At 50.7% G+C, this 15,685-nt stretch carries 11 protein-coding genes, 2 tRNA genes, 1 rRNA gene and 1 other RNA gene; 1 reads left to right on the plus strand and 14 read right to left on the minus strand.

The window, feature by feature from the left end; all coding sequences use genetic code 11:
* The 9 genes from C7U56_RS13620 to ffs form a co-directional block, all read right to left on the minus strand.
* A 16S ribosomal RNA gene (locus C7U56_RS13620) occupies positions 1-226 on the minus strand; the annotation flags it as partial.
* A gap of 666 nt (positions 227-892) precedes the next feature.
* Positions 893-1,627: a CvpA family protein gene (locus C7U56_RS13625; protein ID WP_107001682.1), complete on the minus strand. Its 735-nt coding sequence runs from the start codon at positions 1,625-1,627 to the stop codon at positions 893-895.
* The gene (locus C7U56_RS13630; protein ID WP_107001683.1) at positions 1,612-2,436 is read right to left on the minus strand and encodes a Cof-type HAD-IIB family hydrolase; all 825 of its coding nucleotides are present in this window, start codon (positions 2,434-2,436) and stop codon (positions 1,612-1,614) included. The genes C7U56_RS13625 and C7U56_RS13630 overlap by 16 nt, the downstream gene beginning before the upstream one ends.
* 120 nt (positions 2,437-2,556) lie before the next feature.
* The gene (locus tag C7U56_RS13635; protein ID WP_107001684.1) at positions 2,557-4,803 is read right to left on the minus strand and encodes a hypothetical protein; all 2,247 of its coding nucleotides are present in this window, start codon (positions 4,801-4,803) and stop codon (positions 2,557-2,559) included.
* A gap of 90 nt (positions 4,804-4,893) precedes the next feature.
* On the minus strand, positions 4,894-5,493 hold the full coding sequence (recR, locus tag C7U56_RS13640; protein ID WP_022359051.1) for a recombination mediator RecR: 600 nt from the start codon (positions 5,491-5,493) through the stop codon (positions 4,894-4,896).
* Between the two features lie 3 nt (positions 5,494-5,496).
* Positions 5,497-5,850: a YbaB/EbfC family nucleoid-associated protein gene (locus tag C7U56_RS13645; protein ID WP_022359050.1), complete on the minus strand. Its 354-nt coding sequence runs from the start codon at positions 5,848-5,850 to the stop codon at positions 5,497-5,499.
* 157 nt (positions 5,851-6,007) lie between these two features.
* A complete protein-coding gene (dnaX, locus tag C7U56_RS13650) occupies positions 6,008-7,627 on the minus strand; it encodes a DNA polymerase III subunit gamma/tau (protein ID WP_107001685.1) in 1,620 nt (539 codons plus the stop codon).
* A 17-nt stretch (positions 7,628-7,644) separates the two neighbouring features.
* Positions 7,645-8,724 carry a 6-phosphofructokinase gene (locus C7U56_RS13655; protein WP_107001775.1) on the minus strand — a complete coding sequence of 360 codons (1,080 nt, stop codon included), beginning with the start codon at positions 8,722-8,724 and terminating at the stop codon, positions 7,645-7,647.
* A 336-nt stretch (positions 8,725-9,060) separates the two neighbouring features.
* Positions 9,061-9,323: signal recognition particle sRNA large type (gene ffs, locus C7U56_RS13660), an RNA gene on the minus strand.
* Between the two features lie 272 nt (positions 9,324-9,595).
* Here ffs and C7U56_RS13665 point away from each other — a divergent pair.
* On the plus strand, positions 9,596-10,621 hold the full coding sequence (locus C7U56_RS13665) for a branched-chain amino acid aminotransferase (RefSeq protein ID WP_107001686.1): 1,026 nt from the start codon (positions 9,596-9,598) through the stop codon (positions 10,619-10,621).
* A 55-nt stretch (positions 10,622-10,676) separates the two neighbouring features.
* Here the strand turns inward: C7U56_RS13665 and tadA are convergent, their stop codons facing one another.
* The 5 genes from tadA to C7U56_RS13690 form a co-directional block, all read right to left on the minus strand.
* Positions 10,677-11,177: a tRNA adenosine(34) deaminase TadA gene (gene tadA, locus C7U56_RS13670; RefSeq protein WP_353956891.1), complete on the minus strand. Its 501-nt coding sequence runs from the start codon at positions 11,175-11,177 to the stop codon at positions 10,677-10,679.
* A 204-nt stretch (positions 11,178-11,381) separates the two neighbouring features.
* Complete coding sequence (locus C7U56_RS13675; protein ID WP_107001687.1) at positions 11,382-12,743, minus strand: DUF6128 domain-containing protein; 1,362 nt, start codon at positions 12,741-12,743, stop codon at positions 11,382-11,384.
* A 139-nt stretch (positions 12,744-12,882) separates the two neighbouring features.
* Positions 12,883-12,968: transfer RNA gene (locus tag C7U56_RS13680), tRNA-Leu, on the minus strand.
* Between the two features lie 33 nt (positions 12,969-13,001).
* Positions 13,002-13,083, minus strand: a tRNA-Tyr gene (locus tag C7U56_RS13685).
* 156 nt (positions 13,084-13,239) lie between these two features.
* Entirely contained in the window at positions 13,240-15,405 is a 2,166-nt protein-coding gene (locus tag C7U56_RS13690) for a glycoside hydrolase family 13 protein (RefSeq protein ID WP_107001688.1), read from the minus strand.
* Positions 15,406-15,685: the final 280 nt, after the last annotated feature.

Raw genomic sequence — 15,685 nt, forward strand, 5'->3', positions numbered from 1 at the left:
TTTTTCACACCGGACCATGCGGTCCTGTGCGCTTATGCGGTATTAGCAGTCATTTCTAACTGTTGTCCCCCAGTGTGAGGCAGGTTACCCACGCGTTACTCACCCGTCCGCCACTCAGTCAATCTAGCTTCCATCCGAAAACTTCCGTTAGATTGCTTCGTTCGACTTGCATGTGTTAAGCACGCCGCCAGCGTTCATCCTGAGCCAGGATCAAACTCTCATGTTAAAGTTTTGATTCCAGTCAAAATTCGCTTGGCTAATTTTAACCGTTATTACTGTTGTTTTGGTTTTGTTCTGAATGTTCTCTTGAACTTCAAGGCTTAACCAAAAGCCTTTGTTCTTAGAATTTTCAGGGTTTTACATACTGTTCAGTTTTCAAGGTTCTTTGTTGTTGTCTCATTGACAGCTCATTTATATTACCACAAGCAGTTATCTTTGTCAACAACTTTTTTATTTTATTTTTTGCAACTGAGCTTTCACTCAACAGCTTGAATATCATATCATAGGCAGTTGTCGTTGTCAACTATTTTTTCTTAATTTTCAAAACATTTTCGCAAATAAGAAAACCTGTGATATTCGATTTTCCCTGCATATGCAGACCAACGTCAAAACACGTTAGAGTTAAAGTTTACCATTTCAGCATTAACTTGTCAAGCGATTTTCACTTGTTTTTTCGCTGACATATTCCATACAGAATCATTGCGCATCCTCGCGAAGCGTTTATCTCAGCCGAAGACCCAACTCCCACTGAGACAAATTTGCTATTACTCGCCACCTAAAGAGGTGGGAGTCTTCTCGACTGAAATAAAAAATTTGGCACACCTAACTCATCACTAAGTAGCGAGAATGCGGTGTGCCGTTTTTCAATATCACAGTTTTTCTCTATACGCTTTTAAATAATCCGTTTCACAACACCCATCAGGATGCTTCCAAGCATATTGTGGTCATACAGCCAGGTCAGCCAGATATTGCTTTCTATCTGGTTCAGGAAAAGTTCACCAATCGCCGTTGCCGAGAACAGTGTAATAAGCAGTGCTGCAATCCAGACGAAAAAGATCCCTTCCGCGCCCCCCAGCACGGCACCTGCCAGACGGTTCAGCCCCGATATGATCGGCAGCCGGGAGACCACATTGAGCGATACGGACAGAACACGCAGTCCGCCGAACACGGCTGCAAACAGCAGAAAAAAACTTATAATATTGATCAGGCTGTTTGCCAGATAACGGCTGACGTAGTGGGTAAAGCTGCTTACACCCAGCGCCTCGTAAACTTCGCTGTTATTATTCTCCAGAAGCGCATCCTTTAACTGTTCCGGAAGCTCCATTTCTTCAATAATACTGCGCTGTACGGATGGCGGCGCCGCGTCAGCTGCCTCATTTTCCGCCTCATCGTCCTTTTGAATAAATTTCGTCACGCTGTCCTCCACCGCCTGATAGACCACCTCATTGCTGCGAAGCAGATTCGCGACAGACGGCGCACCAAAATGAACCACCCCCAGCGACAGCACCAGGGAAACGGCCGAGACTGCCAGGCGGACAAATCCGCGGTAATGCCCGTACAGTACCATGGAAACCAGATAGACTGCCACCACCACGAACAGCCAGTTTTCTTTTATATAAGCACCCATTGTCTGATCGCCTCCGCTACGCCCTCTTCCCGGTTCGAAGCGGCAATCCGGTCTGCGCGTTCCTTTAAAAATGGGGCGCCATTTTCCATCGCTACGCCGATTCCTGCTGCCTCCAGCATGGGCCAGTCGTTTTCGCCGTCTCCAAATGCCATCGTCTCCTCCGCTTCAATTCCCAGATACTGACAGAGATTCCGCAGCCCGCTCCCCTTTGTGATGCCCGCCGCGTTGAGTTCCAGATTCCACGGAAGCGAGGAGGTCACCAGAACCTCCGGCATCGCTTCCAGCTTTGCCCGGACTGCCTGCTTGCTCTCCCGGTCCTTAAAATTTAAATTCATCTTCTGCACCGGGCTTTTTTTCTCCCGCAGATACTCCACCATGTCAGTAACTGCCCGGCGCGTCGCCCGGATATAGGCGCATTCACGTTCCGGTATCCCGTATTCTTCCAGCTGTGCCAGCAATCGCGTCTCGCTGACGCCGCCCTCCGATACATACATATCGTAAATAACCGGATGCCGGCGCAGCACCTCAATCACCCGGATCGTCTCTTCCCAGCTCAGGCAGCTTTCCGACACCCAGGTATTTTTCCCGAAATCCCGGACGACCGCCCCATTTGTAAATATGCCATAGTGGACGCCCGGCAGACTCAAAACCTCCTCTGGCACTGCCGGGAGCGCGCGCCCGGTCGCCGGGACAATCTCAATCCCCCGCTGCGCGCACAGTTCCATCACCTGTCTTGTTTTTTCCGACACGTGCATTTTTTCATTTAACAGTGTCCCATCTAAATCGAGGGCTATTAACCGTGTTCCCATCTTTCTCTCCCGTATCTCTTTTTACTGTCCACTACCAGAAAACGCTGCCGGGAAGCATTCCCCCGCAGCGCTCTCTTTTACTAATTAGTTTTAATTTTAAAATTTCTCGAATTGTTTTAATTAATCAAAGAAATGTTTCTCTTTCAGAATCAGAAGTCCATCCTTATCATATTTCGATGAGAACAGTCCGCTGAAGGATTTCTTCTCCGCCTTATCTGCAGCTTCCTCGATCAAATCTTCGGCACTTGTCTTGGTAAGCGGTTCTCCGTCCTCCTCCATCATCTCAGCGCGCTCGTACAGAGCCAGCATGCTCTTTCCCGAAATACTGCAGTCGATCTCCGATGCATATTTGCAGGCGTACTGAACAAACTCCTCAACATCCATATCGCCGGACTTTTTGGACGGTTTCTCTTCCGGCTCATCCTCTGGATAATTGGAATACTCGTCGTCCTCGCGTTCGTCTTTATAGCTGTCTTTGTAATCGTCCTTATAATCATCACGATAGCCGCCACGCGCATAATCATCCTCCGGCTCATACTCGTCCTTCTCGTAGTGATCTTCTTCGTCTTCATACTCCGGCTCGTCATCGCGTCTCGCCTCTTCCTGACGGCGCAGTTCTTCTCTCTGCCGCTCTGCCAGACGGCGGTCTTCCTCCGCTTTACGCGCTTCTTCTGCCTCTTTGGCTGCCAGTGCCTGTGCTTCTTCCTTGGCGCGCTCTTCTTCCTCACGGCGGGCTGCTGCTTCCTGCTGTCTGCGTTTTTCCTCTGCCTCTTTTTCTGCCTGACGGCGGATCTCCGCTTCACGCTCTGCCTGGCGTTTTCTGGCTGCTTCTGCTTCCTGCTGCGCCTGCTGGCGTTTCAGCTCTTCCTCGCGCGCCTGTGCCAGCTTCGCTGCATCGTCTTTCTGGTTTTCACAGCCGATATACTGGAAACGCTCTGCTAATGCCGGATATGCGCGGTGCATCTGCTCTAAACGTGCCTGCGTATCAATCAGAACAACGACCATGCCGGTTTCATCCTGTGTCATCAGTTCTTCCAGCTCTTCCACCGTCAAATCGTCCAGATCAGCTGCATGCTCGACCACCAGATCCTTGCCTGCCAGGCGCTCCGCCACCGATGCGATGCCGCGATGGGAAAGGTTTGCACCGCTGATCTTGGCAACCGGATGCTTGGTTCCCAGCTCGCGGTGAATCTTTTTCAGGGAATCAAGTGCCATCGCAAGACCGGCTGCCGGATCTTCCGCCTCGATCATCAGATGATTTGATTCCTTGATCTCCTCTTCTTCCTCTTCCGGTTCGAAATCCCAGTCTTCCACTATGGTTTCCTCTTCCTCTTCAAATTCATGAATCGGAGCTTCCTCGCTCTTTTCCTCTGCCTCTGCCGGCTCTAGGTCGCGGAGATTCCTGAAAACACGTGTCTCCCCTTCGGATGCGCCCTCTTCCTCATCGTAAGGCTTGATCTTGGACACTTCTTTTGCCAGCGCTTCTTCCGCCTGTGCTTCATGAAGGCTTGCTACTACATCCTCGTCCAGCGCAGCCTTTTCTACTTTCTCGTCCGCCGGTTTTGTCTCAGCTTTCGGTTTTCCAGCCTTCTCTTCTGGCTCTGCCTGCTCCGGCTGTCCCTCCGGCTCGTTCTCCGGTTCGTCGTCCAGCTCTGCCTCCGGCTCATCCGTATCCAGATACTCTCCTTCCGGCTCCGGCTTGCGGTATGTACCGTTCTTGTACTCTTCTTCCACCGCACGCAGCTTCTCTTCGTACTTCTCGCGGTTTTCCACCAGATCCATCTGATATTTCGTCAGCGGCGCATACTGAAGTTTCAGTTCCATTGCCTTGTCCACATATTTGCCAAGACCGAACATCAGCATGATCTTGTCGCAGATCCGCACACAGTCGTCCGCCTGGTTCGCCTGATGATAAAGCTCTGCCAGGTGGTACAGCCATTTCTCATCCAGCTCTTCCTGACAATATCTCTCCAGAGAATTGATCTGCTGCTCTAACGGCGCATCCTTCGCCTCCAGAATCAGGAAACGAAGCAGGTACTGGCGCGGGTCATCGCCGGACAGCTCACAGAACTCCCGGTAATATGCCTCTGCCTCCTGAATATTATTTTCACGCAATGCAAGGTCAGTCAGCTTATATAAAAGCCCCTTTCCAAGCGGCGCTCTCTCATATGCCAGCAATAAAATATCCTTGGCATCCTGATACTCTGCATTTTTCTCATAAATCTGGGAAATCATCGTAAGCAGGCTGGTGCTGCGTACACGACGCCAGTCGATGGTATCGGCGATCTTCATCGCCGTCTCGAAATCTCCCTTGTTAACCAGTTTCTTAATCTGCTCTACCTTGATGTTAAACTCGTATTTATCCATCTTATGCATCTCCTAACTTCCTGCCGCGGCAGAAGTTTTATTGTTACTGTTCACGCACACGTGCCCAGTAACGTTTTATTTGCTCACCGGCTACAGCTCTGTACGCCCATCCAGCGCGCGCAGAAGCGTTACCTCATCAATATATTCCAAGTCGCCCCCGACCGGAACGCCGCTGGCGATTCGCGTCACCCGGATCCCTGTCGGCTTAATCAGCTTGCTCAAATACATCGCGGTCGTCTCGCCCTCCAGGCTTGAGTTGGTTGCGATAATGACCTCACGAACCTCCTCTTTCTGCAGGCGAGTCATCAGCTCCTTGAGCCGGATGTCGCCCGGCCCGATCCCCAGCATCGGGGAGATCGCTCCATGCAGCACATGATAGACCCCGTTGTATTTTCCTGTCTTTTCATATGCCGCCAGATCGCGCGTATTTTCCACCACCATGATCGTCTCATGATCACGCCGGTCGCTGCTGCAGATCGGGCATAGTTCCTTATCAGTCAATGTGCAGCACTCCTTGCAGTAACGCACATTCTGCTTGGCTTCCAGAATCGCGCCGGACAAGTGCCTGACCTGTTCTTCCGGCATATTGATGATATGAAATGCAAGACGCTGCGCCGATTTACTTCCGATTCCGGGAAGTTTTGACAATTCTTCGATTAGCTTGCTAATCTGGCTGCTGTAATAATCCATCGCTTAAAACGGGAATCCGCCTCCCAGACCGCCAAGGCCACCGGTCAACTGGGACATCATCTGGCTGCTGTCCTCTTCCGCCTGACGGAATGCCTCGTTGGTCGCCGCCACGATCAGATCCTCTAACATCTCGATATCATCCGGATCCACTACTTCCTCAGACAGTTTCACGGAAAGAACCTCTTTTTTACCAGATACGGTCACGGTTACAGCGCCGCCGCCCGCGGATGCGCTGTACTGCTTCTCCTCCAGCTCTTTCTGCTTCTCTTCCATCTGGCGCTGCATTCTCTGCGCCTGCTTCATTAAATTGTTCATATTGCCCGGCATACCGCCTGGGAAACCGCCACGTTTTGCCATGGTGTCATTCCTCTCTTTCACTTCTTTTTATTTATATTCAGACTGGCTGCCGATTGCAGCCGGTTCTATATATCATATAAACCCACTAATATCATTTATCTGCATTTAATCACAGCTTCTTACATTACAAAACAAGGCTCATCTTTGGCAAGCTCCACTACACGGAATCATCCTCTTCGACAATCACATCGGTATGGATTGCGTTCTTTAAATCCTCATCACTGACATAAACCGTTCTTTGCGGCACAGCAGATGATTCTAAACGGACTTTAAATTGCAGAGTCTTTTTGTATTTTTCTTGCACTACTTCCTGCAAATTCTTAAGCTCAGGCTCCCGATTGATAATTCCAAACGTATTTTCATCTGTACACACAATGCAAAGGCAGCCTTCGCCCGCCGGTTCTACACTTGTCTTGGGAAGACTGAGCCTAATCGAACCCACAAGCTGGCTCAGGGACGCAATCCGTCCCCATTCTTTCCGCATCAGCATCAGATCTTCGTACTGTGCCGGCGGAAGGGATACCATCTTCGGCTCAGGCGGCGTTTCCACCACAGCCGTTTTGGAGGATGCAGCCTGCCCCGCTGCCGGTGCAAGGGACGCCAGTTTCTGTAAATTGTCCGGCATTTCCTGCATTTTCTGCTCTAATAGCGTAATCCGCTGTAAAATGGAATCAAGATTCTGTTCCATCGACGGCGTCGTCAGCTTGATAAAGGCAATCTCCACCAGAATCCGCTTCTGCGACGCGTAGCGCAGCTGCCCGGAAAGCTCCGAGAAAATACGGATGTAACGCATCAGCGTTTCCGTATCAACGCCTGCCGCCTCTTCCTTTAAAACTGCCAGATTTTCCTCCGACATATCGAGCATATCGCCCGGTTCGTCGGTCGTCTTGGCAATCAGGAGATTTCGCATATACCAGACGAAATCGTTGACAAGCTGCGAAAGATCGCGCCCCTGGATGATCATTTCCTCAATCTCACGGATGCACGCCTTCGTATCACTTGCAAGCACCGCCTGAAACAGCTTGCTGAACACGCGGTTATCGACCGCGCCCAACACCTCGAGCACATTGTCATACGTCAGCTTTTCCCCGAAATGGAACGCCACGCACTGATCGAGAAGACTTAACGCATCTCGCATCGAGCCATCCGCCGCACGTGCCACATACCTAAGTGCCCGATCGTCTACATCGATCTGCTCCGCCTGCGTCAGCTCCGCCAGCCGTCCCGCGATGGTATCGATCGAGATCCGCTTGAAATCATATCTCTGGCACCGGGACAGGATCGTGATCGGGATCTTGTGGACCTCCGTCGTCGCCAAGATAAATATAACGTAGGACGGCGGTTCTTCCAGCGTCTTTAAGAGCGCATTGAACGCGCCAATCGAAAGCATATGAACCTCGTCAATGATGTAGACGCGGTAGCGCCCGTCCGTCGGCGGGTACTGCACCTGCTCCCGGATATCGCGGATATTTTCCACACCATTGTTGGATGCCGCATCGATCTCCACCACATTGAGGGAAGCTCCTTCCGCAATCTGGCGACACATACTGCACTCGCCGCAGGGGCTGCCGTCCACCGGATGTTCACAGTTGACTGCCCGTGCAAAGATCTTGGCAATACTCGTCTTACCGGTTCCGCGCGTCCCGCAGAAGAGGTACGCGTGCCCGATCCGCCCGGAGTTGATCTGATTTTTCAGGGTCTTTACGATATGGTCCTGACCCCGGACCTCTTCAAAGGACGTCGGACGCCATTTTCTGTACAGTGCTGTATATGACATAAACTACTACTTCCTTACTATTCGTCGCCGAAGCTGATGCCTACATCCTTAGCTTCCCGGATAATATCGCTCTTCGGATCGACCATCTTTAATTTACCGGCAATGTCCGCGAGCGGAATTTTTTCAATCTTATTGTTGTTTAAAGCGACCATATAGCCGTATTCTTTGCGGCGGATCATCTCTGCTGCCTCCGCGCCGAGGCGCGTCGCAATCACGCGATCATACGGGCATGGCTCGCCTCCGCGCTGCATATGCCCCGGAACCGTCACACGGATCTCCTGCCCCGTCCGCTCGGAAATCTGGGCGCCCAGCTCGTAAGCGACCGACGGATAAACCGGTCCATTTTTCTTCTTTTCTTTTAATTCTTTCTTGGTCAGGGCTGCATTTTCCTTGGAAATCGCGCCCTCTGCGACCGCCAGAATCGTGAAATTCTTGCCATTTTTAGTACGGCTGCGGATCGCATTTACCACCACATCAATATCATACGGGATCTCCGGCAGGAGAATGATGTCAGCTCCGCCCGCGATGCCTGCATAGAGCGCCAGCCATCCCACCTTGTGGCCCATGATCTCCACGATGAAGACTCTGCCATGAGACGCCGCCGTCGTATGAATACAGTCGATGGCATTGGTCGCTACATCAACCGCACTATGGAATCCAAACGTAAGATCGCTGCCCCAGAGATCGTTGTCTATGGTCTTCGGAAGAGAAACGATATTGAGTCCTTCCTCCCGCAGCAGATTTGCCGTCTTCTGGCTGCCGTTGCCACCTAAAATGACGAGGCATTCCAGTTTCAGCTTGTAATAGGCGTGTTTCATCGCTTCCACTTTATCCAGACCGTTCTCGTCCGGCATCCGCATCAGCTTGAAAGGCTGTCTGGAAGTTCCCAGAATCGTACCTCCGCGTGTCAGAATCCCGGAAAAATCCGACTGTTTCATAATCCGGTAGTCTGCATACATAAGACCTTTATAGCCGTCTTCAAATCCAACTATCTCTATGTCATCGAACATCTTGTACAGCGATTTTGCCACGCCTCGCATCGTCGCATTTAAGCTCTGGCAGTCGCCGCCGCTGGTTAACATACCGATTCTTCTCATGAGCGCTTTCCCTTTCTTCATAACCGTCCAGTACCTTCACAGTTACCTTTATTCTAAATTTCCAACAACCCCCATATCAGGATAAACTACACCCATTTTGTAATTATAATACAATCATATCCCGCGGGCAAGAAAAAATTCCTTACAAATATCATAGACATAAAAATACCGGGATACGCGCTTTTAATCTGCTCCGGCACGGTATTCCTACCCCTTGGCAAATCAAATTCCACATATCCCGGCTATATTCACACACCTGCAAAAATGCTTGTTTCTGTATCTATTATTTTCTATTTTTTATTTCATAGGAGGCAATCTCCTATGAAATAAAAAAATCCGCACGCCCGGCTTCGAACGTATGCCATGGACGTTACCCTGACAGTTAACTCGGTCCAGGCTGCCTTGCGGCACACAGAAGCTTCTGCTTAGTGCTGCTGCATTCCTGCCCTGACACGGTTCACAGATTTCTGTTGCGCAAGACCCAGACTTCAACGCCACTTTTCAGGGGCAGCCCCACAGTAAAAACGCCCTCGGTCGGACAACACCCCTGCTATAGCGGATTGCAGGTACAGGGCACCGCTAACTCCCCGGCTGTGCGGAAACTTTATGACTTGATCTTATATGACGGAATGACCTGCAGACCGTCAGCCTGTTTAGTATACATGGCAGCCGCCGTTTTGTCAAGCCGGAGCTTGACTAACAAGCATTGTATAAAAATACACAAGAATACATTTTATTGTTTTTTTATCATTTTTTATCCCAGAATCTTGCAACAGAAGAAAGAAATCATTATAATAGGTATAAATCTAGCGACTGCAAAAAGTCAAACAGTTACTAAATCATAAAATTCTGTAAGATTGGAGCAACGATTATGGAGAAGAAAAACATCGACTGGAGCAACATCGGTTTCGGCTATATGCCAACGGATTACCGCTATGTTTCCATGTACCAGAATGGTTCCTGGGACGAAGGCGTCCTTACCTCCGACCCGAATATTACCCTGAATGAATGTGCCTGTGTTCTGCAGTATGCACAGACTTGCTTCGAGGGTCTGAAAGCGTATACGACCGAGGACGGCCATATCGTTACGTTCCGTCCTGACTTAAACGGCGAGCGTATGGAGAATTCCGCAAAAGGTCTTGAAATGCCGCCATTCCCGAAGGAGCGCTTCGTAGACGCCATCACAAAAGTAGTAGAAGCCAACGCAGCATTCGTACCGCCGTATGGTTCCGGTGCAACCCTGTACATCCGCCCGTATATGTTCGGTTATGATTCCATCATCGGCGTTAAACCGGCAAACATCTATCAGTTCCGTGTATTCTGTACACCGGTTGGCCCGTACTTCAAGGGCGGCGCTAAACCGATCACCATCCGCGTCAGCGATTTCGACCGTGCAGCACCTCACGGAACCGGTCACATCAAAGCCGGATTAAACTACGCGATGAGCCTGCATGCGATCGTAGATGCTCATAAGAACGGTTTCGATGAGAACATCTATCTGGATCCGCAGACACGTACCAAGATCGAGGAGACCGGCGGCGCAAACGTTATCTTCATCACCAAAGATGGCAAGCTGGTAACCCCGAAGTCCAACAGCATCCTTCCGTCTATCACACGCCGTTCTATCCTGCAGGTTGCAAGAGATTACCTCGGCATGGAGACCGAAGAGCGTGAAATATACTTAGACGAGGTAAAGGATTTCGCAGAGTGCGGTCTGTGCGGTACCGCAGCTGTTATCTCCCCGGTTGGCAAGATCGTTGACCACGGCAAGGAAATCTGCTTCCCGGCAGGTATGGAGAAGATGGGTCCGGTTACCCAGAAACTCTATGAGACACTGACCGGCATCCAGATGGGTCACATCAAAGCTCCGGAGGGCTGGATCCACGTAATCAAATAAGGACTGTATTTTTCGGTTTGAATGGGAAATATGGAATGCAAAAAGCTGGTGGAAATCATTCACCAGCTTTTTCTTCTTTCTTCTTTTTTCTCTTTTCACGCAATTCTTTGAAAAATTCTTTCAACATCATCGAACATTCCTCGCCCAAAAGTCCTTCTTCTGTCTCCACCTGATGATTGAATCTTTTTTCATCCAGAAGATTCAGTACCGAACCGGCGCAGCCGGCTTTCGGGTTCATGGAACCGATGTAAACTTTTGGAATCCGCGCCTGCACGATCGCCCCTGCGCACATCGGGCATGGTTCCAACGTCACGTACAGCTCACATTCTTCCAGGCGCCAGTCGCCCATGCGCTTGCACGCTTTTTTGATTGCCGCGATCTCCGCATGTGCCAGCGCGCTATGATCGACCATCCGACGGTTGTAACCCCTGCCGATGATTTTGTCCTCATACACGATCACGCAGCCGATCGGCACTTCTCCGAGCGCCCAGGCTTTCTTCGCCTCGCGGATCGCCGCTTTCATATATTTCTCTTCCTGTGTCAATTTTGCTGCCACTGTTTTTTCCTCTTTCTTGTTTTATATATTTCTATCTTTTCCTCCATTCAAATTTATCCGCTTCCAACAACAGACATCCTTATCTCAGTTTCCCGGCAAGTTTGCTCCGCTGCCAACCAAACACCTGAAAGCATTTGACCTATATCCATCCTACCCAGAAAAGCTATCCTTTGTCAAGAGTTCTGTAAAAGGAGCGACCGGCTTTTATGTAAAATTCAAATCCGTATACCAATACCCGAACCGGCTGTCGCGCGGCGGCTGGCGGGTGGAACGGACAAAGCGGTCAAAGCCGAACATCGCCGCCATATATTTTTCATTGTTTCCATAATGTCCCGGCACGCCCAGAATGTAGCGCCCCCGTTCGCCGGGTTTCCCCAGTCTCGCCAGAATCAGATATCGGTAGTTGTAGTAACCGTGCAGAAGAAAGCTGTTATTTCCATACACCCAGTTTTCCCGCGGCAGAAGCCCGATATCCTGCGGTTTGATTACCAGAATCTCGCAGCCGTCGGCGCATTCGAAGGCGGTTACTTTGGGATAGGCAGCACGCAGACGGTTCCAGAGGGACTCGGCGGGATCTTCTTTCGAAAATTCCTTGGATGAATCTGGTTGCGGTTGTTTTTGATTTTGAGAGTCCGACCGAAATGCCTCTTGATGGTCTGGTGGAGAATCTGGAGGCATTTCTTTCCGGACTTCCCAGGTGGATTCTTGAGAATCTTTCCGTCGCGCCTCTGTCTGTGCTTCCTGATAGGATTCCTGAAAACTTTCCTTCGGTGTCTCCGTTTGCACTTCTTGAGTGGATTCCTGAAAACTTTCTTGCGGTGTTTCCGTTTGCGTTTCCTGAACAACTTCTGCCTCTTGATGATCGGATGTTTCTGAGATATCTGGAACCGCTTCCATGGTTTCCGTGTCCTCGAAAATCTCCAGGTTTGAATCCTCCAGCTTTTCTGGCTGGGGCTGGCTGATTCCGAAGTCCGTTTCGTTTATATTCACATCTTCTTTCTTCTCTGTCTCCGTGGATGTGTCCTGATTCTCCATTTCTCCCGACCGGGTAAGTTCTGACGCCTCATCCAATTTTTCTTTCCCTACAGACGCACTGTTCACTTCCCCAGATACATTCTCTGCCAGTTTCCGCGTTGCCTCTTCCTTCTCTGCTTCCTGCTCCCGCACTTTCTCAGCAGTCACATCCGCCAGCTCAACCTCTGCCGCATGCGCGACGGCATCTTCCCAGATCGTCGTATAGGCACGCCATGCGCTGTCCGTCTCATGAAGAGTCAGACCACAGCACTCTTCCATATTGCAGCCGCTTCCTTCAATATTTTCACAATTGACGACGGCACGGAACTCCCCATTTCCGCCACGGACAAACAGGGTGCCGATACGGATCTCCTCCTGCCCTGCCAGAAGGTATACGCCGATCGGGCTGCCGCCCGCAAAGACACGGCGGACGCTGACCTGAATCCGGCAGGAAGTTCCCCGCGTCTCCAATTTCGCAAATCCCGTATTTTTCCCTTTGATTCCGCCCTCGTATGCATAGATATATGATATTAACCGATGATATGCAGACATGTTTTCACTCCTTTGCTTTGTATTATATGCAAAAGAAGCGCCGGTTTATGACAGGATTTCTATATCCTGATATAAACCAACGCTGCAAATACGTCCGTATAACGCAAAATCGGGAACAGTTAAAAACTGTTCCCGATACTGCCGGCGACCGGAATCGAACCGGTACGAAGTTTAACCCTCGCAGGATTTTAAGTCCTGTGCGTCTGCCAGTTCCGCCACGCCGGCATCATGATTACTCATGACTGGCACAAAGCCAAATGGATGGAGGTGGATTCGAACCACCGAAGCGAGACGCAACAGATTTACAGTCTGCCCCCTTTGGCCACTCGGGAACCCATCCAAAATTGCTCTGACAGTTGAAGATTATAACATGGCTGTCTCAAAAAAGCAAGTGTTTTTATATATTTTATTTAATATTTTTATTTCCATTTTTTCCTGCTTTTGATTCTTCTCGCTCAACTGCCAGAAATCATATATCTTGTCGAAGCCGCATTTCCTACAATGCCGTATCATTTCCCGTCAAAACGATACTTCCGACCGGTGGGATTTTCACCTCGATATAGCCGTCCTTTACCTCATGTTCAACCTGTCCGGCGTTGTAACCGTCCTCATAGGTCATCATTTCCCGGCGCAGGACCGCCCCGTCGCACGCCCCGATCTGCCAGACCGGAATCTTGAGCGTCAGCCACTCATCACCTGTATTGACCGCCGTCACGCCGCAGCACGCGCCGCCAGCTCTCTGAGCACTCTGAAAACGTCCATAGGCAATATAGCCATCTCCCGCCGCCAGCGCTTTCAGGGAACCATTTCTAAATGCCGGACAGCGTTTCCGGATGCCGCTCATGTAGCGGTGGAACTCGATCAGCTCCAGGTTTTCCCCGCCCCACGGATACGTCCGGCGGCTGTCCGGATCGGTCCATCCACAGACGCCCGCTTCGTCGCCGTAATAGATCGTCGGTGCGCCCGGCCAGGTCATCTGCATGACAACACCCTGGCGGAAAATGCCATAGCTGATGCCTTCCTCCGCTGCTTTTGCACCTGCCGACGCAAGACGGCCCACCCGGCGGTTTGTCCGCGTCATAAAGCGGGAGTGATCGTGGTTGGACAGCTCGTTCATCGCACACTGCACGGAAGCCGTCGGCATTTCACTCATATGGTAGCGCATCGCCTCAAAAAAGGCGCATCCATCCCCAAACAGAGCCGGATTTTCTTCGTCACTGTGCTTCTCCATCCCGGTCAGAAACCATGACAGCGGCTCCATAAATGCATCATAATTCATGACCGTATCCCACTGATCGCCCTTCAGCCAGTCATACGGGCTGCCGTAATGTTCCGCGATCATGACCGCCTCCGGATTTGCCTCCTTGACTGCCGCGCGGAAATCACGCCAGAACTGATGGTTCATCCCGGCGCTCCGCCCCAGATCTGCCGCCACATCCAGCCGCCAGCCATCTGCTCCAAACGGCGCCGATACCCATTTTTTCGCAATCCCCAGAATGTACTGGTACAATTCCGGCGATTCCTCGTAATTGAGCTTCGGAAGCGTCGCGTGTCCCCACCAGCCATCGTAGCTGTCATTAAACGGCCAGGCATTTTCATTGTGAAACTGGAAGAAATAGCGATACGGGCTGTCCTCCGAGACATATGCCCCCTGCGGATAGCCGCCCGCGTGCTGGTACAGAAGTTCCGCATCCAGCCATTTATTGAAAGAACCACAATGGTTGAACACACCGTCCACCAGCACCCGGATTCCCCGCTTGTGCGCTTCCTCAATCAAGCGGGCAAAAAAGGCATCGCTCGCCTCCAGGTTCTGCTCATCCGCCGTCCGCGTCATATATTTATGTGCGCGGTCATTGTCCGTATCTTCCGGGCACACCAGCCCGTCTGCGTCCTCCAGAATCACTCCATAATGCGGATCGATATGGTCGTAGTCCTGACAGTCATACTTATGGTTCGACGGTGATACAAATACCGGATTTAAGTAGATTGCTTCTATCTTGAGACTCTTTAAATAATCAAGTTTATCTAAAACACCCTGCAGATCACCGCCGTAAAACCGTCCCACATCGAGTGTACTGATCGGTTCCTTCCAGTCCGTCACCCGGGTGACCGGCTTTTTCAGATAAATATATTCATTGGTTTCCGTATCGTTTGTAGGATCGCCGTTGCAGAACCGATCCACATAGATCTGATACATCAGCGCGCCCTTGCTCCACTCCGGCACATGAAATCCCGGAATCAGGCGGAACGGGTGCGCCGCCGCATCCTCTGTCAGCCCGATCCGGTTGTAAAGACAGACGTTCTCGCCCCAGGTTACCTGAAATACATACGAAAATGTTTTCGTTCCCAGAGTCAGCGCACAGCTGTAGTAATCAAAACGGCTGTCTGACTTGTCAGCCATACCGCTACCATCTATGCCTCGATTTGTATCTGCACCGTTCCCAACGCTGCCAGCACAGCACTCCCACGAAAGCCGTTTCATCTGCCACTCCTGCAAAAGCGCCCCGGTCTCCGGGTCATATTCCAGCAGTACAACCGCATCTGCTCCATTTTTCTCTGTTCTGAAATAAAATGTAACGACTTCACCCGCATCTGCCTCCGAAGGACAACGGTAATCCTCTGTCTCGTCGCAAAATAGCGCGTCGCGATTGATCTGCTCCATCTGTTTCCCTTTCCAGCGGTTTCACCGCTTTCACAATCATGTTATTTTCTGCCCATATTTTACAGGATTTCCCAAAATTACACAAGTTATTTTCACGCCCCTAATTTTAGGTAATAAAAAAGAATGTGCCTTGGCACATTCTCGCGCCGAGCGCGGTCGCTTGCGACATGTTTCTGCTTCGCGCGAGTGTGCATCCTCGCGGAGCGTTTTTTGTTTCATAGGACGTAATTTCCTATGAAATAAAAAAGGTCAGCGGGGTAGCTGACCTTTTTAGGAGAAG

This window comes from Clostridium fessum, from assembly GCF_003024715.1.
Classification (GTDB): domain Bacteria; phylum Bacillota; class Clostridia; order Lachnospirales; family Lachnospiraceae; genus Otoolea; species Otoolea fessa.

Excerpts from the sequence above, each read along its gene's own strand:
- C7U56_RS13690 (WP_107001688.1), bottom strand. The coding sequence starts at position 15,405 with ATGGAGCAGATCAATCGCGACGCGCTATTTTGCGACGAGACAGAGGAT.
- C7U56_RS13645 (WP_022359050.1), bottom strand. The coding sequence starts at position 5,850 with ATGGCAAAACGTGGCGGTTTCCCAGGCGGTATGCCGGGCAATATGAAC.
- C7U56_RS13635 (WP_107001684.1), bottom strand. The coding sequence starts at position 4,803 with ATGGATAAATACGAGTTTAACATCAAGGTAGAGCAGATTAAGAAACTG.
- C7U56_RS13655 (WP_107001775.1), bottom strand. The coding sequence starts at position 8,724 with ATGAGAAGAATCGGTATGTTAACCAGCGGCGGCGACTGCCAGAGCTTA.
- C7U56_RS13625 (WP_107001682.1), bottom strand. The coding sequence starts at position 1,627 with ATGGGTGCTTATATAAAAGAAAACTGGCTGTTCGTGGTGGTGGCAGTC.
- C7U56_RS13665 (WP_107001686.1), top strand. The coding sequence starts at position 9,596 with ATGGAGAAGAAAAACATCGACTGGAGCAACATCGGTTTCGGCTATATG.
- recR (WP_022359051.1), bottom strand. The coding sequence starts at position 5,493 with ATGGATTATTACAGCAGCCAGATTAGCAAGCTAATCGAAGAATTGTCA.
- C7U56_RS13675 (WP_107001687.1), bottom strand. The coding sequence starts at position 12,743 with ATGTCTGCATATCATCGGTTAATATCATATATCTATGCATACGAGGGC.
- dnaX (WP_107001685.1), bottom strand. The coding sequence starts at position 7,627 with ATGTCATATACAGCACTGTACAGAAAATGGCGTCCGACGTCCTTTGAA.
- C7U56_RS13630 (WP_107001683.1), bottom strand. The coding sequence starts at position 2,436 with ATGGGAACACGGTTAATAGCCCTCGATTTAGATGGGACACTGTTAAAT.